Here is a 19677-nt window from a genome sequence, read left to right on the forward strand (position 1 = left end):
CCTGAATGGCCGGGCCGAGACCCTGTTCGAAGGTCCCGACCCGGCCACCCGGACGATCGCACGATCAGCCAGTCAGCCGATCAGAGCAGCCCGTCCCACATCTGCTCCAGCAGCACCGACCACCAGCTCTCCGGCGAGGACAGCGCGGCACTGTCGAGCCCCGCCAGATTCGCCTGGAAGTCGACCGTCCAGCGCCCCGCCTGTTCCGGCGTCAGATGCTGCCGCAGCCGCCACATGTGCCCCAGCATCGCGACCGACCGCACGAACTGCGGCAGGCTCGAATTCACGAACTGCGGCGGTACGGGAGCACCTCCCGGGCCACCCTCCACCGGCACAGCCACGATGTGCGCGGTCCCGTACTGCACACACAGCGCCTTGCCGAAGTCACTGCCGATCACGAGGTACGAGCCCGCGTCCGAGGCCGGCTGCACCTGGCGCTGCTGCGCCAGCTCGGCCAGCGTCGGAACCGGCTGGCCCGGCACCGCCTGCGCCCAGAAGAACGGCCCGAAATCGACGGGCAGACCCGCCCACATCAGCGTCTGCGCCACGATCTCCGGCACACCCTGACGCGACACGGCCCGCTGGTCGAAACGGAACACGCCCTGCGGACCGAACGCCGCCGCCAGCTCCTGCCCGATGGCCTCCAGCGGGATCGCCGGCTGCAGCGGAACCTGCGGCAACGGCGCCCGTACCGGCGCGGGGCGCGCCGGACCGTCCGCCACCTGGTGCAGCTCGCCCTGGTGGGTGAGCAGGTGCCGCATGCCCTGCTGACGGCCCGCGTGGTCCTTGCCGTACGGAGCCACGCTCGTGATCCGCACCTGCGGCCAGGTCTCCCGGATCATCCGCGCGCAGTAACCGCCGGGCAGCTCGCAGGACTCCAGCTCGGTGTGCAGCTCCAGCACCTGCTGCGGCGGCACGTTCATCGCGCGCAGCTCGTAGAGGATCTGCCACTCCGGGTGCGGGGTACCGGGCGCCGAGCGGCGGATGAGCTGCTGCTCGGAGCCGTCGGGCGCACGGTAGCGGAGCACCGCCTGGTAGCCCGGGCCGACCGTGGGCGCACCGGTGGGAGCCGGAGGCTGCGCCGCGGGACCACCGGGCACGCCGGGCGGCGGGCCGGGGGGCCCGGGCTGCTGCGCCATGGCCGGACCGGCCAGCATCGTGGCGGCATGGTCGATCCCGCCGCCGGGGGTGCCGGGCGCACCGGGGGCCGCAGGCGCACCGGGCGGACCGGGAGGCTGCGGTACGCCGGGACCCGCGAGCATCGTGGCAGCGTGATGGGCGCCACCACCTGGAGCCCCGGGAGCACCCGGAGCGCCGGGCGGACCGGGAGGCGCCGGCGGCTGACCGGTCACAGCCGGACCGGCCAGCATCGTCGCCGCATGATCCAGCCCACGGCCCAACGACCCAGGAGCCCCCGGCGGACCAGGCGGACCAGGAGGCTGCGGAGCACCCGGAGCACCGGGCGGACCGGGAGGCGCCGGCGGCTGACCCGTCACAGCCGGACCGGCCAGCATCGTCGCCGCATGATCCAGCCCACGGCCCAACGACCCAGGAGCCCCCGGCGGACCAGGCGGACCAGGAGGCTGCGGAGCACCCGGAGCACCGGGCGGACCGGGAGGCGCCGGCGGCTGACCCGTCACAGCCGGACCGGCCAGCATCGTCGCCGCATGATCCAGCCCACCGCCCAACGACCCCGGAGCACCCGGAGCCCTCGGCGGACCGGGAGGCGTCGACGGCAGACCCGCACCCGGACCGGAACCGCCCGGCCGGGACACCTGAGCCTTGCCGGTCGGCGCGTCCGCGATGTCACCCGCCGCCGAACCATCCTGCGAACCGCCCGCCGCGTCCCCCGGCGAACCCAGCGCCGGAACGACCGCGGTCCTCGGAAGCTGACTGCCGCCCGGCATCAGCGTCGTCTTCGCCTCCGGAGCCACCCCGGACGACGGCGCGTCCTCCAGGTCCGACCCCGACAACGGCGGCGCGAACACGGTCGCGGGCAGTGGCACGGACGCGTCGTCCGTACCCGAGTTCACATCGGTGCCCGCCCACGGCGTGGCCCCGACCGGCACCGCGGGCGCAGCCGGAGGCGCGGCCGGCACCCCGTCGTTGGCCGTGGGCTCGTACGGAATCTCGCCCCCACGCCGCAGCGGCACCGCCTCGACGGGCGCCGCGACCACCGGAGCCGGCGCCTCAGCAGGCTCGGCCACGGCCTCGACAGGCGCGGCCGGAACCGGCGTGGACGTCGCCCTGGGCGCGATCCCCGCCCGGTCCGCGGCCTCCTGCAGCCACTCCGGCGGACTCAGCATGAACGACGTCTGCTCCGAGTCGATCCGCGGCGTCGGGACCGAAGCCTCCGAAACGGCCGCGGCCACGGCCCCGTACTCCTCCTCGTACCGGCGGATCACCTCACCCACCGGCAGCCCCGGCCACAGCGTCACCTCACCGCTGTCCCGCGCGATGACCAGCCGCTGCCGCCCACCACCGGACACCGGACCCGCCGCACGGTCCTCCGCCCACACCACGAACCCGAGCCCGAACTCCCGTACGCGCACCTCCCGGTGCTGGTACGCGGGCACGTCCCCGTTGATCCACTCCTCGGCGCGCTCCTGCGCCTGCGCAAACGTCACCATCGCGCGCTCACCCCTCCACCGGTGCCGGACCCGACACCGGAACCGAACGTGCGAATCCGCCGTCCACCATCAGACCGGCCACGGTCTCCAGCTCCGGCGGGTTGCCGGCCAGCCTCTCGAGGAAGGCGTCGAAATCAGCACCGCACGGCAGCAACAACCGCTCCACGCGCTCCTGGACCGACCAGCCGTCCCGGTCGCGGGCATCGTCGTACGGGGAGAACCACACCGAACCGATGCCCTCACCCTTGACCTTCAGCGCGAGCAGCCCGCCCTGGGCGAAGGCCACGCACAGGTAGTCCTTCGTCAGGTGGTCCCGCAGGCACTTGTTGACGTACACCAGGTCATTGACCGCCGCCTCCTCACGCACCGTGAAGAACGGCTGGTCCACCAGCAGACCAAGGGCCACGTCCAGGCCAGCGCCCACCGGCGCACAGCCGCCCGCGGCCTTCAGGAACGACCGGTACGCCTCCGGCAGCCGGTAACCGAGGTCCTCCTCGACACCCTGCACCAGCTCCTCGGAGACCGACACCACCGACTTCGGCAGCCCCAGGTGCGCCGGACGCACCTCCTGCAACGGCCGAGTCCCGCGCTTGTCGTGGTCCACCGGAGCCGTCGCCAGACCCGCGTGATGCCGCAGCAGCGCCTTCACCTCGACCGGAACCAGCTCCATGCGCCGCGAACCCGCCACGTGGTGCCACGTCCAGCCGTGCGGCGTCGCCACCGGCCCGACCGTGTCCCACAACTCGTGCCCGGCGGCCTTCATCGCCGCGTTCGCGGACACGTAGTCCGTGAGCCGCAGCTCGTCCACGCCGAAGCCCTCCGGCGGTTCGGCGATCTCCACCGCCGCACGCGCGTACGCGGAGAAGTCCGGATGCCCATTGCCGTCCATCCGCACCCCGAGAGGATGCCGAGCGGCCCGGACCGGGTCCGGGAAATGCACGACCTGCCCCGAGTAAGCGGCGTTGGGTGGCGCGGCCTGCTGCCCGAGCCGACCTGTCGTCATGGCGGTAGCCCCCTGCTGGATCTGGCTGGTTCACCACAGCCTATGCGCTGGGGCAAGAGCCTTACCCGCGCCCGACCGGCACACCCGCCCAAGGGCCAGGAACATCCGAATTGATACGAATATTCGACCCCGCTACCGCATGACAGGTGACATTTGGCAGGCTGTCCCCGCAGCACGGGGGCGTGCGCGACAGCGGTCACCACCGCCGCCACGGGAGGGAAAGCGCGACCATGCACAACACGGCAACACGCACAGAACCCGGCGACAGCACGCCGGACACACCAGGCGCACCCGGCGCCACAGGACCCGCCGGCGAGACCGCCGGCCCCACCGGCGACCCCCGCCTGCGCTGGAGCAGCACCGACGGCCGCCCCGCCGCACCCGTCCTGCGCTTCCGCCGCGACGGCATCCTCCCCACCGTCGCCGCCGCCCTCTCCGTACGCGGCGAAACCCTCACCGGCACCGCCGGCAAAGCCGACCAGCCACCCGGGCTCCACCCCCTCGTCCAGGACTTCCTCGACACCCTCACCAGCGGCCAGCGCGAACGCTTCACCGGCCGCTGCCCCGAAGCGATCCTGCTCTCCCGCCACCTCGCCGCCGTCGAAGGCGCCCGCTCCCGACGCGCCTCCCGCAAACCCCTCTCCCCCAGCGAGGCCCGCCGCTCCCTCAAACACGCGAAGATCACCGCCCGGCACATCCGCGAGGACGGCGACCCCCTCCACGGCAGCTACGCACCACCCTGCCGCTCCTGCGACGCACTCCTCGCCCACTTCGGCGTACGCCCCGTCGACCTCACCCCAGCCGAGTAGCCATGACCACCGCTTCCGCCTCCTACGACCGCTCCTCGGCCACCCGCTTCCCGGTCGCCGTGGACTCCGCCCTGCGCACCGCCGGCTGGGAACCCGGCCGGTGGGACATCAAACAGGCCGAGTACTGGGCCGACGCCCTGCGCGACCACACCACACCCGCCGGCCACCGGCACACCGTCTTCCCCGCCGCCGTCGAGGCATGGGCCGAGTTCGGCGGCCTCACGATCGCCGCCCACGGCCCCGGCCGCCAGATCGCCCCGACCCCGGTCCGGATCGACCCGCTCCCCGGACTCCACCTCGCGCGCACCTTCGCCGACCTCGGCCGGGCCCTCTCCACCCAGCTCTGCCCCCTGGGCGTCGAGGCCGACGGCGGCTCCCACCTCGCACTCGACCGCGAGGGCCGCGTCTACGGCATCGACCACACCGGCGACTGGTACCTCGGCCCCACCATCGACGAGGCCCTCACCCTCCTCCTGACAGGCCTCCAACCCACCCGCCTGACCACCTAGTCCGCTCCCGCGGCCGTCGCCCTGGCGGGGCGGAGAACAGCGGCGTACGAGCCGGGTCGCGGGGCCGGGCGGACCCCCGAAGCCCTGCCGTGGGGCGGGGACACGGCGGAGTGTCCCCGCAGGACGAGGCGCGACCACCGGCCCACAACCGAGACACGCCCGCACGCGCCGAGCCGAGGAGACACTCCGGCGGGGCACCGCCCCACACCACCGGCCACACGGCCGAAGCCCTGCCGTGGGGCGGGGACACGGCGGAGTGTCCCCGCAGGACGAGCGCGCAACCCAGGCCGCGCAGCACACCACGGCCGCCTCGCGCGAGCCGAGGAGACACTCCGGCGGGGCACCGCCCCACACCACGCAGCCCCGCCGACGATTGAGGCGCGGGGCCCGGGGCAGAGCCCCGCCACCACCGGCGGCAGCCACGGCCACGGCGCCAGCCGGGCAACAGCTAGCCGACGACCGGAAGCACCGCCGACACCCGGAAACCCCCCGCATCCGTCGGCCCCGACACGAACACCCCGCCCAGCCCCAGCACCCGCTCCCGCATGCCGACCAGCCCGTTCCCCCCGCTGGGAAGCCCCGGCTCGGCCGCCTTCCCGTCACACGGCCCGTTCTCCACCTGCATGGCCACCTCCCCCGACCGGTGCGCCAGCCGCACCACGACCCGCGCCCCCGGCGCGTGCTTGTGGCAGTTGGTGAGAGCCTCCTGCACCACGCGGAACGCCGTCTGCTCGACCTCCGCCGCGTACTGCGCCCCCTCGCCGTGGACCAGCATCTCCACGGCCATGCCCGCCGCCCGCGACTGCCCCACCAGCGCCTCCAGCTCGCCGAGCGAAGGCCCGTCCTCCACACCCCCCGCGAACGCCACCGCCGCGACGGCCGGCGCGAGCACCGGAGCCGGGACCGGCTTCGGCGGCGCCCGCAGCACCCCGAGCATCTCGCGCAGCTCCGTCAGCGCCTGCCGCCCCATGTCCCCCACCAGAGCCGCGTTCTTCGCCGCCCGCACCGGATCCTTGACCGCCACCGCCTCCAGCGCGGCCGCGTGCACCACCATCAGCGACACCCGGTGGGCCACCACGTCGTGCATCTCCCGGGCGATCCGGGTGCGCTCCTCCGTACGGGCCCACTCGGCCCGCTCCTCCGCGCGGTCCGCCAGCAGCGACAGCTCCCGCTCCAGCGAGTCGGCCCGCTCCTGCAGGCTCTCCATCAACCGCCGCCGGGCCCCGATGTAGAGCCCGAACAGCACCGGCGGCACGGTCAGCGCCACCGCGACGAACACGGACAGCACGACCACCAGCGTCGGGTCGGCCTCCACGTCCCCGCGGGTGCGCATGTACATCACGACGAAGGTCGCGGCCAGCGACATCGAGGCCAGCGTCGCCGTGATCCGCCGGGGCACCTCCGAGGAAGCCAGCGTGTACATCCCGACCACCGCGAGCAGGAACCCCATCGCGGCCGGCGACACGGCGATCCCGACGAGCACCACCGCGATCGGCCACCGGCGCCGCAGTACGAGCGTGGCCCCCACCACGAACCCGAACAGCACCCCGACCACCGTCGGCAGCCCCGCCTCCGCGGCGAAGGGCACACCCTCCCAGGCGCACTCCAGGGCGGACGCCCCGCCGAGCGCCGCGTCCCACACGGCATCCCGCCGCCGCGCCCACCACAAAGGCGGACCGGCCCGGCCTTCCACATCCCCCGTTTTGGTCATGCCGTCCAGCGTACGGGCGGCCCGCGCGGCGGCCCGGGGAAATACCACGCCACCGGAAGGACGGGGACGGGTACCGTCGCGGTGAGGGCAGGTGGTACGGCATAGTAGGGACGGCCAGCTTGATCGGTACGCCGAAATGTCCGATTGGGCCACATCCGCTATCCCCTGTGGTGTAATTGGCAGCACTGAGGCTTTTGGTGCCTTATGTCCGGGTTCGAGTCCTGGCGGGGGAGCTGATCGACTCCGGGTCCGGACCTTCACGGTCGGGACCCGTGTTCATTCGGGGGCACCGGCACCCCGGTATCCTTCACGGGTCCACCCCCGAAGCCGAAGGGCATCCCCGTGAGCGCCAACCGCCCGGCAGCCGTCGTCGTACTCGCAGCGGGTGAAGGCACCCGCATGAAGTCGGCGACTCCCAAGGTTCTCCACGAGATCTGCGGGCGCTCGCTCGTCGGTCACGTCGTCGCCGCCTCCCGTGAGCTGGACCCCGAGCACCTCGTCGTGGTCGTCGGGCACGCCCGGGAGCAGGTCACCGCGCACCTGGCCGGCATCGACGCCGACGTCCGCACCGCCGTCCAGTACGAGCAGAACGGCACCGGGCACGCCGTCCGCATGGCCCTCGAAGAGCTCGGCGGCGGCATCACGGGCACCGTGATCGTCGTCTGCGGCGACACCCCGCTGCTGACCGGGGAGACCCTGGCCGGGCTCGCGCGGACGCACGAGGCCGACGGCAACGCCGTCACCGTGCTGACCGCCGAGGTGCCGGACTCCACGGGCTACGGGCGCATCGTCCGCGACGCCGGCGGCGCCGTGACGGCCATCGTCGAGCACAAGGACGCCTCCGACGCCCAGCGTGCGATCCGCGAGATCAACTCGGGCGTCTTCGCCTTCGACGGCGCCCTGCTCGCCGACGCCCTCGGCAAGGTCCGTACCGACAACAGCCAGGGCGAGGAGTACCTCACCGACGTCCTCGGCATCCTGCGCGAGGCCGGGCACCGCGTCGGCGCGGCCGTCGGCAGCGACCACCGGCAGATCCTCGGGATCAACAACCGCGTCCAGCTCGCCGAGGCCCGCGCGCTGCTGAACGCGCGCCTGCTGGAGCAGGCCATGCTCGCGGGCGTCACGGTCGTGGACCCGGCCGGCACGTTCGTGGACGTGACCGTGACCTTCGGGCAGGACGCGATCGTGCACCCCGGTACGCAGCTGCTGGGTGCGACGCACATCGCCGAGGGCGCGGAGGTCGGTCCGAACACCCGGCTGAAGGACACCCACGTGGGCGCGGGTGCCCGGGTGGACAACACCGTCGCCGAGAGCGCGGTCGTGGGCCCGCAGGCGAGTGTGGGTCCGTTCGCGTACCTGCGGCCCGGTACGAACCTCGGCGCCAAGGCCAAGGCGGGTACGTACGTCGAGATGAAGAACGCGACGATCGGTGAGGGCACCAAGGTCCCCCACCTGTCGTACGTGGGTGACGCGACGATCGGCGAGTACACGAACATCGGCGCCGCGAGCGTCTTCGTGAACTACGACGGCGAGCACAAGCACCACACCACCGTCGGCTCACATTGCAAGACGGGCTCGGACAACATGTTTGTGGCTCCCGTCACCATCGGGGACGGCGCCTACACGGCGGCCGGCTCCGTGATCACCAAGGATGTGCCGCCCGGCGCCCTGGCCGTGGCCCGTGGCCAGCAGCGGAATATCGAGGGCTGGGTGGCCCGTAAGCGTCCGGGCAGTGCCGCTGCCACGGCGGCGCAGTCGGCGGCCCCGGAGGACGCCGAGCGCCCCTGAGGTGAACTGACCGGAAACACGTACGCCCGCGACGGCGTACCGTGATAGGTGCACGCAATTCGGCTGGCTCACCGTGTGCGGGACGGACGCACATGGGGGCGAGCAGCTTCAACACGTCTGAGGAGACTGTGCTGTGACCGGGATCAAGACGACCGGCGAGAAGAAGCTGATGCTCTTCTCCGGCCGCGCCCACCCCGAGCTGGCCGAGGAGGTTGCGCACCAGCTGGGCGTCGCCCTCGTGCCGACCAAGGCTTTCGACTTCGCGAACGGTGAGATCTACGTCCGCTTCCAGGAGTCGGCTCGTGGCGCGGACTGCTTCCTGATCCAGAGCCACACGGCTCCGATCAACAAGTGGATCATGGAGCAGTTGATCATGATCGACGCGCTGAAGCGTGCGTCGGCCCGCTCGATCACCGTGATCATCCCGTCCTACGGGTACGCCCGTCAGGACAAGAAGCACAAGGGCCGTGAGCCGATCTCGGCGCGTCTGGTCGCGGACCTGCTGAAGACCGCGGGTGCTGACCGGATCCTGACGGTCGACCTGCACACGGACCAGATTCAGGGCTTCTTCGACGGCCCGGTGGACCACCTCTCGGCCCTGAACGTCCTCGCGGACTACGTGGGCGCCAAGGTGGACCGCACCAAGCTGACGATCGTCTCCCCGGACGCCGGCCGCGTGCGCGTGGCCGACCGCTGGTGCGACCGGCTGGACGCGCCGCTGGCGATCGTGCACAAGCGCCGTGACAAGGACGTCGCGAACCAGGTGACCGTCCACGAGGTCGTCGGTGAGGTCAAGGGCCGCGTCTGCGTCCTGGTCGACGACATGATCGACACCGGTGGCACGATCTGCGCCGCGGCCGACGCGCTGTTCGCGCACGGCGCGGAGGACGTCATCGTGACGGCCACGCACGGCATCCTGTCGGGCCCGGCGGCCGACCGTCTGAAGAACTCCAAGGTCAGCGAGTTCGTGTTCACGAACACGCTGCCGGACCCGTCCGACCTGGAGCTCGACAAGATCACGGTGCTGTCGATCGCCCCGATGATCGCGCGTGCGGTGCGCGAGGTGTTCGAGGACGGCTCGGTCACCAGCCTCTTCGAGGAGCAGCAGTAGAGCCTGAGGTGACCGCTCCGCGGTAGATCCTTTTGGTGCGGCCTTCCCCGCCGGGTACACTCCTTGAGTTGCTCGGCGAGGGAGGCCGTACCTGTTTTCCGGTACGGATGCTCCGTTATCGACGCGCTCTTCGTAGCAGGCCGTTTCGGCCGGGTGACTTCCGTTCTGTTCCGTCACCCCACGAGGAGTGAGCATGTCCGAGGTCAAGCTTTCCGCCCAGCTCCGTGACACCTTCGGCAAGGGCTCTGCCCGCCAGGCCCGTCGCGACGCCCTGGTTCCGGCCGTCATCTACGGTCACGGCAACGACCCGAAGCACGTCAACGTCGAGGGCCACGGCCTGCTGCTGGCGCTGCGTACCCCGAACGTCCTGATCTCCCTGGACATCGCGGGCGACGGCACCGAGCTGGTCATCCCGAAGGCCGTGCAGAAGCACCCGCTGAAGCGCACGATCTCCCACGTCGACTTCCTGATCGTCAAGAAGGGCGAGAAGGTCACCGTCGACGTTCCCGTCGTGACCGAGGGCGAGCTGGCTGCCGGCGGCAACCTGCTGGAGACCCTGCTGGCGAGCGTTTCCGTCGAGGCCGAGGCCACCCACATCCCGACCGAGATCACCGTCTCGATCGCGGGCCTGGAGGCCGGTGCGACCGTGCACGCCTCCGACCTGGTCCTGCCGGCCGGCACCTCCCTCGCCGTCGACGGTGAGACCCCGGTCCTGCAGGTCGTGGCCCCGCAGGCCGAGGAGCCGGCCGCCGAGGCCGCCGAGGGCGAAGAGGCCTGAGCCTCACCCCGTCCCCTCAGCAGTTGCTGACCGACCGCCGTCCGGCTCCACTGGAGCGGGACGGCGGTCGTCTTCGTAGAGGAACCGAGGAGCTTTAGATGTCTGACGACGCGGCGCCCTGGCTGATCGTGGGCCTGGGGAACCCGGGGCCCGAGTACGCGGGCAACCGCCACAACATCGGGTTCATGGTGGCTGATCTGCTGGCGGAGCGGATCGGCGGGAAGTTCAAGGCGCACAAGGCGCGGGCGCAGGTGGTGGAGGGCCGGATGGGTCCGCCGGGGCCGGCGAACCGCCGGGTGGTGCTGGCCAAGCCGATGACGTTCATGAACCTGTCCGGCGGGCCGGTGACGGCGTTGCGCGACTTCTACAAGGTGCCGCTGGAGCGGATCGTCGCGGTGCACGACGAGCTGGACATCGACTACCCGACGCTGCGGCTGAAGCTGGGCGGCGGGGACAACGGGCACAACGGTCTGAAGTCGATGACGAAGTCGATGGGCGCCGACTACCACCGGGTGCGGTGCGGGATCGGGCGCCCGCCGGGCCGGATGCAGGTCGCGGATTTCGTGCTGAAGGATTTTTCGTCCACGGAGCGCAAGGAGCTGGACTGGTTCGTGGACCGGGCGGCGGACTCGGTGGAGTGCCTGGTCCAGGAGGGCCTGGAGCGGGCCCAGTCGACGTACAACTCCTGACGGGCTACATCTCGTCGAGGCGCGACAGGTCGATGCTGATGTCGAAGGGTTCGTCGGCCTTCACCTCCGTGCGGAACATGCCCGCGTGCACGTATGAACTGGTCTGCTGGTCCAGGAGGTATACGTGCACTACCGGGCGGTCCTCCGCACCGGCCATCTCCACACGCCAGAAGTTTGGGATGCCAGCCGCGGCATACTTGATCGGCTTGGTGCTCCGGTCACGCGCCTCGGAGTCCGGTGACACGACCTCGACAGCCAGGACCACGTCCTTTGCAAGGTACGAGGTCTGCCGGGGGCCGGTCACCGACGCGGCCAGAACTACGGATACATCGGGCTCGGGTCCGTTGCGCCTGTCCAGGATGACGGTCATTTCGCGCCTGACCCTGAGGTGCGGTGGAACGCTCTCACGCAGACCGGCGACCAGCAGATCGATCATGTCTGCGTGAAAGTTCCGCTGCGGACTCACGAAAACCAGGCTCCCGTCGATCAGCTCGGTGTGCGGCGGGAGGTCCGGCAGCGTGAAGAGGTCGTCCACGGTGTACCCGTCCGCCGGAGGACGGGGCCAGGTGTACTCGGCGGTCATGGCTGCTCCCATGGACGGCATTTTGCTCCTGGGAACCCACGGTAGCGCCCGGTATCCGTGTCCGTCATCACAAAGGGTGACGGGCACGGATACCGGGGCTCGGTGTCAGCCGGTGTTGCGCAGGCCCGCGGCGACGCCGTTGACGGTGAGGAGCAGGGCGCGGGAGAGCAGCGGGTCGGCTTCCTCGCCGCGGGCGGCCGCCGCGCGCTGGCGGGCCAGCAGGGAGACCTGGAGGTAGGAGATGGGGTCCAGGTAGGCGTCGCGTACGGCGAAGGTCTGCTGGAGCACCGGGTTCGAGCCGAGGAGCTCTTCGGCGCCGGTGATGCGCAGGACCTCGCGGACGGTGAGCTCGTGTTCGGCCTCGATGCGGGCGAAGACGTGCTTGAGGTGGTCGGGCACGAGGGTGTCGACGTAGTGGCGGGCGATCCGCAGGTCGGTCTTGGCCAGGGTCATCTCGACGTTGGACAGGAAGTTGCGGAAGAAGTGCCAGCGTCCGCCCATCTCGGTGAGGACGTCCTCCTGGCCGGCTTCGCGCAGGGCCTTGAGACCTGATCCGACGCCGTACCAGCCGGGCACGATCTGGCGGGACTGGGTCCAGCCGAAGACCCAGGGGATGGCGCGCAGACCGTCGAGGCCGGCGCCGGAGTCGGGGCGGCGGGAGGGACGGGAGCCGAGGTGGAGGTCGGCGAGCTGGTCGACGGGGGTCGCGGCGAAGAAGTACGAGGGCAGGTCGGGGTCTTCGACGAGTGCGCGGTAGGCGGCGTGGGCGGCGTCGGAGACGACGTCCATGGCGGCGTCCCAGCGGGTGAGGGCCTCGTCGGACTGGCGGGGGGCGGTGTGCAGGGCGGAGGCCTGCAGGGTGGCCGCGACGGTCAGTTCGAGGTTCTCGCGGGCCAGCGACGGGACGAGGTACTTGTCGGAGATGACCTCGCCCTGTTCGGTGACCTTGATCTCGCCTTCGAGGGTGCCCCAGGGCTGGGCGAGGATGGCGTCGTGCGAGGGGCCGCCGCCGCGGCCGACGGTGCCGCCGCGGCCGTGGAAGAGGCGCAGGCGTACGCCGTAGCGGTGGGCGACGTCGCGCAGTCGGCGCTGGGCGCGGTGGATCTCCCACTGGGAGGTGGTGATGCCGCCGAACTTGGAGGAGTCGGAGTAGCCGAGCATGACCTCCTGGACGTCGCCGCGCAGGGAGACGAGGCGGCGGTAGGAGGGGTCGGCGAGCATCTCGTCGAGGATGACGTCGGCGGCGCGCAGCTCGTCGGTGGTCTCCAGGAGGGGGACGATGCCGATCTTGGCCCAGCCGCCGTGGAGGTCGAGGAGGCCGGCTTCGCGGGCGAGGACGGCGGCGGCGAAGACGTCGTCGGCGCCCTGGCACATCGAGATGATGTAGGACTCGATGACTTCGGGGCCGAACTTCTCGAAGGCGTCCTTGATGGCGCCGAAGACGCCGAGGGTCTTGGCTCCGGCGGCGTCGAGGGGGGCCGGGGTGGGTGCGAGGGGGCGGCGGGAGCGCAGTTCCTTGGCGAGGAGCTTCTGCCGGTATTCGCGGGGCATGTCGGCGTAGCGCCAGGACTCCTCGCCGAGCCGGTCGAAGAGCTGGCCGAGGGCGTGGTGGTGGGCGTCGGCGTGTTCGCGTACGTCCATGGTGGCGAGCTGGAGGCCGAAGGCGGCGAGGGTGCGGATGGTGCGGTCCATGCGGCCGTCGGCGAAGAGTGCGCCGCGGTGTTCGCGCAGGGAGGTCTGGATGAGGGTGAGGTCGGTGAGGAGCTCGGCGGTGCCGAGGTAGTCGCGGCCTTCCTCGTGGGGGGTGCCCTTGGCGAGGCGTTCGCGGGTGCCCAGGAGCTTCTGCCGGATGCAGGTGGCCTTCAGGCGGTACGGCTCTTCGGCGTTGAGCCGCTTGTAGCGCGGGCTGATCTCGGGGAGGCGTTCGAGGTCGGCCTGGAGGGAGGCGAGGAGTTCTTCGGTGGCTCCGGTGTAGCGGATGGAGTTGGAGAGGAGTCCGCGCAGGTAGTCGATGAGTTCGAGGGCGTCGGTGATGCCGTGTTCGTGCTGGAGGATCAGCACGTCGCGGGTGACCTCGGGGGTGACGTTGGGGTTGCCGTCGCGGTCGCCGCCGATCCAGGTGCCGAAGGTGAGCGGGCGGGTGCCGGCGGGGATCTCGACGCCGACGCGCTGGAGTTCCGCGGCGAGGTCTTCGAGGACGTCGCCGACGGCGCCGGCGTGCAGTTCGTCGAGGTAGTAGATGGCGTTGCGGGCCTCGTCGGCGGGCTCGGGGCGCACGACGCGCAGTTCGTCGGTCTGCCAGACGAGGTCGATGTTCTCGGCGAGGCGCAGGTCGTGGCGGCGGCGGTCGCCGGCGCCGGTGACGGGCTCCTCCAGCAGGGTGGCGATGCGGCGCAGCTTGTTGAGGACGCTGCGGCGGGCCGCCTCGGTGGGGTGCGCCGTGAAGACGGGTCGGACGTTGAGGTTCTTGACCGTCTCGCGCAGGTGTTCGGGGTCGGCGTCCTTCAGCATGTCGGCGGTGCGGGCGAGGAGCCCGCCTTCGGCGGCACGGTGGGCGCGCAGTTCCTTGCCGCGGTGTACCTGTTCGGTGACGTTGGCGAGGTGGAAGTAGGTGGAGAAGGCGCGTACGAGCTTGGCGGCGGTCTCCAGGTCGGTGTCGCCGAGCAGGGCGGCGGCGGCCTCGCCGTCGGTGCGGGTGAGGGCGCGGACGCGCTCGACGAGGTCGAGGAGGTCCTGGCCCTCCTGGCGTACGAGGGTCTCCCCGAGGAGGTCGCCGAGGCGGCGGATGTCCGCGCGCAGTTCCGCGTTGGCGGTCTCGGCCTGGGTGACGGGGGCCTGGCCCTGGGGGGCCTGGTCAGCACTGCTCACAGGTGCGGCTCCTTGCAGTGTTCGAGCGCTACTGGGCGGTGGGCTCCCGGCGGCGTGCGGTGATGCCGTGCCCGGACTCGGTCCGGGTGCGGGATCTCCGCTCCTGATGCGCAGCTCGGGCTGCCCGTGCGGACCGCGCTGTCCGACGGGACCCAGGATAGGTGGCCGGGGCGTGTGCCTGGGCAAACGTCTCACCAGGCGGCGCGTGAACGCTTCGCGCGCGCTCCTCCTCCCGGCGCTGCCCCTCTTGTCTGGGTACCGGGCTGCGCCATACTTACGATGCCGTAGGTTACGGGTCCGTAGGGTTCGTGGCCCGGGAGCCCGCCGACTTCTCTCACCCCCCAGGGGACACCCATGACCACCAGTCCCGATCTGATCGAGGGTGCGTCAGCGCCCTCCGACACGTCAGTGCCGTCCGCGACCCTCGGCGGCGAGAACAAGCGCTCCATCGAGCAGATCGCTCTGCTGCTGTTCATCACCGTGCCCTTCGTGGCCCTGCTGGCGGCGGTCCCGCTGGCGTGGGGGTGGGGGGTGACCTGGCTGGATCTCGGCCTGATGGTGTTCATGTACTTCCTGGCCTGCCACGGGATCACGATCGGTTTCCACCGCTACTTCACGCACGGTTCCTTCAAGGCGAAGCGGCCGCTGCGGATCGTGCTCGCCGTGATGGGGTCGATGGCGGTGGAGGGGCCGCTGGTGCGCTGGGTGGCGGATCACCGCAAGCACCACAAGTTCTCGGACCACGAGGGTGACCCGCATTCGCCGTGGCGGTTCGGGGAGACGCTGCCGGCTCTGATGAAGGGGCTGTGGTGGGCGCACATCGGGTGGCTGTTCGACGAGGAGCAGACCGATCAGCAGAAGTACGCGCCCGACCTGGTCAAGGACCCGGCGATCCGGCGGATCTCGCGGGACTTCATCTTCTGGACGATGTTCTCGCTGGCGATCCCGCCGCTGGTGGGCGGTCTGGTGACGATGTCCTGGTGGGGCGCGTTCACGGCGTTCTTCTGGGGCTCCCTGGTCCGGGTCGCGCTGCTGCACCACGTGACGTGGTCGATCAACTCGATCTGCCACGCGGTGGGCAAGCGGCCGTTCAGGTCCCGGGACCGCAGTGGCAACGTGTGGTGGCTGGCGGTGCTCTCGTGCGGCGAGTCCTGGCACAACCTGCACCACGCCGACCCGACCTCGGCGCGCCACGGTGTGCTGCGCGGCCAGGTGGACTCCAGCGCGCGGCTGATCCGCTGGTTCGAGCAGCTGGGCTGGGCGACGGACGTCCGCTGGCCGTCGGCGGCCCGCATCGACGCCCGACGCAGGGAAAACGAGTCGAACGCGGCATGATGGGGGGCGTGGCGATCGACGGCGGTAATTCCAGCAGCGACAAGCCCAGGCGCGGCCGCCGGGTACGGATGACGGGCGCGGAGCGGCGCCAGCAACTGCTGGACATCGGCCGGACGCTGTTCGCGGAGAAGGGCTTCGAAGGCACCTCGGTGGAGGAGATCGCGGCGAAGGCCGGGGTGTCGAAGCCGGTGGTGTACGAGCACTTCGGTGGCAAGGAGGGCCTGTACGCGGTCGTCGTGGACCGGGAGATGCGGCAGCTGCTGGACGGGGTGACGGGTGCGCTGACGGCCGGGCATCCGCGGGAGCTGCTGGAGCAGGCGGCGTTCGCGCTGCTGGACTACATCGAGTCGTACACGGACGGTTTCCGGATCCTCGTGCGGGATTCCCCGGTGGCGCAGTCGACCGGTACGTTCGCGTCGCTGATCAGTGACATCGCCACGCAGGTCGAGGACATCCTGGGTCTGGAGTTCAAGGCGCGGGGGTTCGATCCCAAGCTGGCCCCGCTGTACGCGCAGGCGCTGGTCGGGATGGTGGCGCTGACCGGGCAGTGGTGGCTGGACGTGCGCCGGCCCAAGAAGGCCGAGGTGGCGGCGCACCTGGTGAATCTGGCCTGGCACGGGCTGGACGGGCTGGAGTCGAAGCCGCAGCTGGTGGGCCGCCGCAAGAACTGAGCCCTGTGGGCGGAACACGACGGCGCCCCGTCACCGGAGATCCGGTGGCGGGGCGCCGTCGTGTGGGACGTCCTACGCGCAGGGTTCCAGCGCCGCGGGTTCGGGGCTGTGCCGCTCCAGGAATTCGAGCCGGTTGCCGACGGGGTCCTCCGAGTAGAAGCGGCGGTGGCCCGGCAGGTCGTCGTCCCAGACCACCTTGGCTCCCCGCTCCTGCAGTCTGTTCGCGTACGCCTCGATGTCGGTCACCCGCAGCCCCGGGTGGGCCTTGCGGGCGGGCCGGAAGTCCTCTTCGACGCCGAGGTGCAGCTGGACGGGCCCGGCGGCGAACCAGCAGCCCCCGCGGGCGGCGAGGACGGGCGGCTTGGGGATCTCCGTCATGCCGAGGACGTCGGTGTAGTACGCGCGGAGCCGGTCCTCCGAGTCCGGCGGCGCGGCGAGTTGTACGTGGTCGACTGCGGTCAGCACGGTCATGCCTCCTTGCGGGCTACGGCGAAGATGCGGCGGAACGGGAAGACGGTGCCGCGCGGGCCCGTCGGGTAGGCGGCGCGCAGCCGGTCGCGGTATTCGGTCAGGAAGGTGTCGATGGCGTCGTGGTCGTCGCCGAGGGCGGTGAGCACGGGGCGCAGGGCGGTGCCCTTGACCCAGTCGAGTACGGGGTCGGGGCCCTGGAGCAGTTGGTGGTAGGTGGTCTCCCAGATGTCGGCGGCGCAGCCGAGCTCGGTGAACCGGGCAAGGTATTCGGCGGGTTCGAGGAGATGGATGTAGCGGGCGCCGTGGCCGGCCAGCCGGGCCCGCCAGCGCGGGGTGTCGCACTGCTGCGCGAGCAGGGCGTGGCTGGGGGCCGTGAAGTTGCCGGGGATCTGGAAGGCGAAGGTGCCGCCGGGGCGCAGGCCGTTGATCCAGGGGCCGAAGGAGCCGGGGTGGCCGGGGACCCATTGCAGGGCGGCGTTGGAGACGATCAGGTCGTAGGGCTCCTCGGGGAGCCAGGTGGCGAGGTCCCCGTGGCGGAAGTCGAGGCTGCCGCCGCCGGGGGTGGGTCCGGCGTACTCCTCGGTGGCGCGGTGGAGCATCTCCGGGGAGAGGTCGAAGCCGGTGATGCGGGCTTCGGGCCAGCGCTCGGCGAGGAGGGTGGTGACGTTGCCGGGGCCGCAGCCGAGGTCGGCGATGCGGGCGGGGCGGTGGGGGAGCTCGGGTATGCGGGTGAGCAGGTCGAGGAAGGGCCGTGTGCGGTGGCCCGAGTGCCTGAGGTACTGCTGGGGATCCCAGGTGGGGGCGGATGGCGCGGTGGACGTGGGGGTCCCGGCGCGCGCGGTATCGGAATACATGTTCGAGCCTCCCTGCTGGCGGGGCGATCGGAAGCGGAATCCGTTCCGGCCCCCTCCATGCCCCATGCTCGCTCCATTTATATCTCGATGTCAAGAAACTTGTGATCAAGATACTCGGGATGAAGAGACTTCACGTCGACAGACCCCTTACACTGATCGGCATGGAGGACGAGGTCGACCGACTGGTAGCGGCATGGCGGCGGGAGCGCCCTGACCTCGACGTGGAACCGCTCGAGGTACTGAGCCGCGTCAGCAGGCTCGCGCGCCATCTCGACCGCGCCCGCAGGCTGGCCTTCTCCGAGCACGGCCTGGAGCCGTGGGAGTTCGACGTCCTGACGTCGCTGCGCCGCGCAGGGGCGCCCTACCAGCTCTCCCCCGGCCAGTTGCTGACCCAGACCCTGGTCACCTCCGGCACCATGACCAACCGCATCGACCGGCTCGCCAAGAAGGGCCTCGTCGAACGGCTCCCGGACCCCAGCGACCGCCGGGGGGTCCTGGTGCGGCTCACCCCCGAGGGCCGGGACCGCGCCGACCAGGCCCTCGCCGGGCTGCTGGCCCAGGAACGGGCGATCCTGGCCCAGCTCTCGCAGAGCCAGCGCGGCGATCTCGCAGGGCTGCTACGCCAGTTGACCGCTCCGTTCGACAACATCCCCGGCTAGGTCCGCCGGCCGTACGCCGGCCCGCCGGGCCAGTGCCACCGCGGCCAGCGTCGAGTGCACCCCGAGCTTGCCCAGCACGTTCTGCATGTGGGTCCGGACCGTGTGCGGGGACAGGAACAGCCGGGCCGCCACGTCCTTGCGGCCCAGCCCCGCCACCATGCAGCGCAGCACCTCGTGCTCGCGCGGGGTCAGCGACTCCACCAGCCGTTCGCTGTCGGTGCGGTGCTTGCGCGCCGCGGTCAGCTCCCGGAGCACCCCGGTGAGCAGGGCGGGCGGCAGATGGGTCTCCTCGCGCAGGACCCCGCGGATCACGGCCAGCAGCCGGGACAGGGAGCAGTCCTTCGCCACCCAGCCCGAGGCGCCCGCCTGGAGCGCGAGAGCCGCCCGGCGGGGGTCGTCGCGCTCGGCGAGCACGACGGTGCGGACCCCGGGGTGGGACACCCGCACCCCTGCGACCAGCGCGATCCCGTCCGAGCCGGTCGGCGGCGGGCCGGAGCCGGACTCCCGCTGGGCGGGCACGGCCCCCGGAACCGCGCCGAGATCGGCGTCGACCAGCAGGACGTCGAAGCGGCGGCCCTCGGCGGCCGCGCGTTCGAGGCAGCGCAGCGCGGCGGGGCCGCTGCCGGCCGCGGACACGTCCACGTCCGGCTCGGCCGCGAGCGCGGCTGCGAGCGATTCGGCGAAGATGCGGTGATCGTCGACGACGAGAACCCGGATACGAACCACAAAACCCCCAAGGGTAGGGGAACGGACGACGGCGGGTACGGCGCCCGGACCGGGTGATCCGCAGCGGCCCCGGCCGCCGCCGAGACATATCTGCATTACCCCGGACCGGACGTCGTACCCGACTTGTCTCGACCCCTGAATCAACACCGGCCCCCACCGGTGTCACGCATCAGCGTAGGGCCGGGGGCGTCCGGCGGTTGGCCGAATAGCAGAAGTTTTCCTGGGGATTTTCCGGCACGGGCGTCCCGGGCCCGCGCGGTGATGGCTTGAAATCGTCTGCACCGAAGGTCCTGATGACGGCACGGGTACCGGCGTGTGCCGTGGGCAGTTGCACGGGGGGCATTTCACCCGGCGTGTGCACGCCGGGCGCCCGCGCATGGCGCCCGTCCGCAGCGCATGCCGGATACGCACACGCCCCCCGCACCGGTCGGGGGTGCGGGGGGCGCGCAGGTCCGGAAGATCCGGTAGGTCCGGTAGGTCCG

17 protein-coding genes and 1 tRNA gene are annotated in these 19677 nt (G+C 71.5%); 10 read left to right on the top strand and 8 right to left on the bottom strand.

The window, feature by feature from the left end:
- Positions 1–80 precede the first annotated feature (80 nt).
- Positions 81–2630: an SUKH-4 family immunity protein gene (locus DEJ51_RS13030; RefSeq protein WP_150257738.1), complete on the bottom strand. Its 2550-nt coding sequence runs from the start codon at positions 2628–2630 to the stop codon at positions 81–83.
- Positions 2631–2637: 7 nt separating this feature from the next.
- Entirely contained in the window at positions 2638–3633 is a 996-nt protein-coding gene (locus DEJ51_RS13035; RefSeq protein ID WP_150257739.1) for an SMI1/KNR4 family protein, read from the bottom strand.
- A gap of 230 nt (positions 3634–3863) precedes the next feature.
- On the opposite strand from DEJ51_RS13035, the gene DEJ51_RS13040 reads away from it, so the two are divergent.
- Complete coding sequence (locus tag DEJ51_RS13040; protein ID WP_223835783.1) at positions 3864–4442, top strand: YwqJ-related putative deaminase; 579 nt, start codon at positions 3864–3866, stop codon at positions 4440–4442.
- Between the two features lie 2 nt (positions 4443–4444).
- Positions 4445–4951 carry an SUKH-3 domain-containing protein gene (locus tag DEJ51_RS13045; protein WP_150257740.1) on the top strand — a complete coding sequence of 169 codons (507 nt, stop codon included), beginning with the start codon at positions 4445–4447 and terminating at the stop codon, positions 4949–4951.
- 448 nt (positions 4952–5399) lie between these two features.
- Here DEJ51_RS13045 and DEJ51_RS13050 read toward each other — a convergent pair whose 3' ends face one another.
- A complete protein-coding gene (locus tag DEJ51_RS13050; protein WP_150257741.1) occupies positions 5400–6662 on the bottom strand; it encodes a sensor histidine kinase in 1263 nt (420 codons plus the stop codon).
- A gap of 161 nt (positions 6663–6823) precedes the next feature.
- On the opposite strand from DEJ51_RS13050, the gene DEJ51_RS13055 reads away from it, so the two are divergent.
- The 5 genes from DEJ51_RS13055 to pth all read left to right on the top strand — a co-directional run bounded on the left by DEJ51_RS13055 (position 6824) and on the right by pth (position 11028).
- A tRNA-Gln gene (locus tag DEJ51_RS13055) sits at positions 6824–6895 on the top strand.
- A 109-nt stretch (positions 6896–7004) separates the two neighbouring features.
- Positions 7005–8450 carry a bifunctional UDP-N-acetylglucosamine diphosphorylase/glucosamine-1-phosphate N-acetyltransferase GlmU gene (gene glmU, locus DEJ51_RS13060; RefSeq protein ID WP_150257742.1) on the top strand — a complete coding sequence of 482 codons (1446 nt, stop codon included), beginning with the start codon at positions 7005–7007 and terminating at the stop codon, positions 8448–8450.
- A 133-nt stretch (positions 8451–8583) separates the two neighbouring features.
- On the top strand, positions 8584–9561 hold the full coding sequence (locus DEJ51_RS13065) for a ribose-phosphate diphosphokinase (protein ID WP_150257743.1): 978 nt from the start codon (positions 8584–8586) through the stop codon (positions 9559–9561).
- 193 nt (positions 9562–9754) lie between these two features.
- Positions 9755–10339 (top strand): 50S ribosomal protein L25/general stress protein Ctc, encoded by a 585-nt coding sequence (locus tag DEJ51_RS13070; protein WP_150257744.1) that lies wholly within the window; start codon positions 9755–9757, stop codon positions 10337–10339.
- Between the two features lie 98 nt (positions 10340–10437).
- Entirely contained in the window at positions 10438–11028 is a 591-nt protein-coding gene (pth, locus tag DEJ51_RS13075; protein WP_150257745.1) for an aminoacyl-tRNA hydrolase, read from the top strand.
- A 4-nt stretch (positions 11029–11032) separates the two neighbouring features.
- Here pth and DEJ51_RS13080 read toward each other — a convergent pair whose 3' ends face one another.
- Positions 11033–11611 (bottom strand): Uma2 family endonuclease, encoded by a 579-nt coding sequence (locus DEJ51_RS13080; RefSeq protein ID WP_223835784.1) that lies wholly within the window; start codon positions 11609–11611, stop codon positions 11033–11035.
- A 105-nt stretch (positions 11612–11716) separates the two neighbouring features.
- A complete protein-coding gene (ppc, locus tag DEJ51_RS13085; RefSeq protein ID WP_411757307.1) occupies positions 11717–14479 on the bottom strand; it encodes a phosphoenolpyruvate carboxylase in 2763 nt (920 codons plus the stop codon).
- Positions 14480–14833: 354 nt separating this feature from the next.
- On the opposite strand from ppc, the gene DEJ51_RS13090 reads away from it, so the two are divergent.
- Together DEJ51_RS13090 and DEJ51_RS13095 are read left to right on the top strand one after the other, a co-directional pair.
- Positions 14834–15814 (top strand): acyl-CoA desaturase, encoded by a 981-nt coding sequence (locus tag DEJ51_RS13090; RefSeq protein ID WP_150257747.1) that lies wholly within the window; start codon positions 14834–14836, stop codon positions 15812–15814.
- Positions 15811–16485 carry a TetR family transcriptional regulator gene (locus DEJ51_RS13095; RefSeq protein ID WP_384367533.1) on the top strand — a complete coding sequence of 225 codons (675 nt, stop codon included), beginning with the start codon at positions 15811–15813 and terminating at the stop codon, positions 16483–16485. Before DEJ51_RS13090 ends, DEJ51_RS13095 begins: the two co-directional genes overlap by 4 nt.
- Before the next feature lie 72 nt (positions 16486–16557).
- Here the strand turns inward: DEJ51_RS13095 and DEJ51_RS13100 are convergent, their stop codons facing one another.
- Positions 16558–16950 (bottom strand): VOC family protein, encoded by a 393-nt coding sequence (locus DEJ51_RS13100; RefSeq protein ID WP_150261881.1) that lies wholly within the window; start codon positions 16948–16950, stop codon positions 16558–16560.
- 2 nt (positions 16951–16952) lie between these two features.
- Positions 16953–17810, bottom strand: coding sequence for a trans-aconitate 2-methyltransferase (locus tag DEJ51_RS13105; RefSeq protein WP_150257748.1), 858 nt, complete (start codon positions 17808–17810; stop codon positions 16953–16955).
- Between the two features lie 161 nt (positions 17811–17971).
- Here DEJ51_RS13105 and DEJ51_RS13110 point away from each other — a divergent pair, with 161 nt between their 5' ends.
- A complete protein-coding gene (locus DEJ51_RS13110) occupies positions 17972–18469 on the top strand; it encodes a MarR family winged helix-turn-helix transcriptional regulator (RefSeq protein ID WP_030659599.1) in 498 nt (165 codons plus the stop codon).
- Here the strand turns inward: DEJ51_RS13110 and DEJ51_RS13115 are convergent.
- Positions 18428–19195: a response regulator transcription factor gene (locus tag DEJ51_RS13115; protein ID WP_150257749.1), complete on the bottom strand. Its 768-nt coding sequence runs from the start codon at positions 19193–19195 to the stop codon at positions 18428–18430. The two genes, DEJ51_RS13110 and DEJ51_RS13115, sit on opposite strands and share 42 nt — an antisense overlap.
- Between the last annotated feature and the right edge of the window lie 482 nt (positions 19196–19677).

The organism is Streptomyces venezuelae (genome assembly GCF_008642275.1).
Lineage (GTDB): Bacteria > Actinomycetota > Actinomycetes > Streptomycetales > Streptomycetaceae > Streptomyces > Streptomyces venezuelae_E.

Coding starts and splice junctions, on each gene's coding strand:
- pth (WP_150257745.1), top strand. CDS start 10,438: ATGTCTGACGACGCGGCGCCCTGGCTGATCGTGGGCCTGGGGAACCCG.
- DEJ51_RS13070 (WP_150257744.1), top strand. CDS start 9,755: ATGTCCGAGGTCAAGCTTTCCGCCCAGCTCCGTGACACCTTCGGCAAG.
- DEJ51_RS13035 (WP_150257739.1), bottom strand. CDS start 3,633: ATGACGACAGGTCGGCTCGGGCAGCAGGCCGCGCCACCCAACGCCGCT.
- DEJ51_RS13090 (WP_150257747.1), top strand. CDS start 14,834: ATGACCACCAGTCCCGATCTGATCGAGGGTGCGTCAGCGCCCTCCGAC.
- DEJ51_RS13030 (WP_150257738.1), bottom strand. CDS start 2,630: ATGGTGACGTTTGCGCAGGCGCAGGAGCGCGCCGAGGAGTGGATCAAC.
- DEJ51_RS13105 (WP_150257748.1), bottom strand. CDS start 17,810: ATGTATTCCGATACCGCGCGCGCCGGGACCCCCACGTCCACCGCGCCA.
- DEJ51_RS13110 (WP_030659599.1), top strand. CDS start 17,972: ATGGAGGACGAGGTCGACCGACTGGTAGCGGCATGGCGGCGGGAGCGC.
- DEJ51_RS13050 (WP_150257741.1), bottom strand. CDS start 6,662: ATGACCAAAACGGGGGATGTGGAAGGCCGGGCCGGTCCGCCTTTGTGG.
- DEJ51_RS13095 (WP_384367533.1), top strand. CDS start 15,811: ATGATGGGGGGCGTGGCGATCGACGGCGGTAATTCCAGCAGCGACAAG.
- DEJ51_RS13040 (WP_223835783.1), top strand. CDS start 3,864: ATGCACAACACGGCAACACGCACAGAACCCGGCGACAGCACGCCGGAC.
- DEJ51_RS13045 (WP_150257740.1), top strand. CDS start 4,445: ATGACCACCGCTTCCGCCTCCTACGACCGCTCCTCGGCCACCCGCTTC.
- DEJ51_RS13080 (WP_223835784.1), bottom strand. CDS start 11,611: ATGACCGCCGAGTACACCTGGCCCCGTCCTCCGGCGGACGGGTACACC.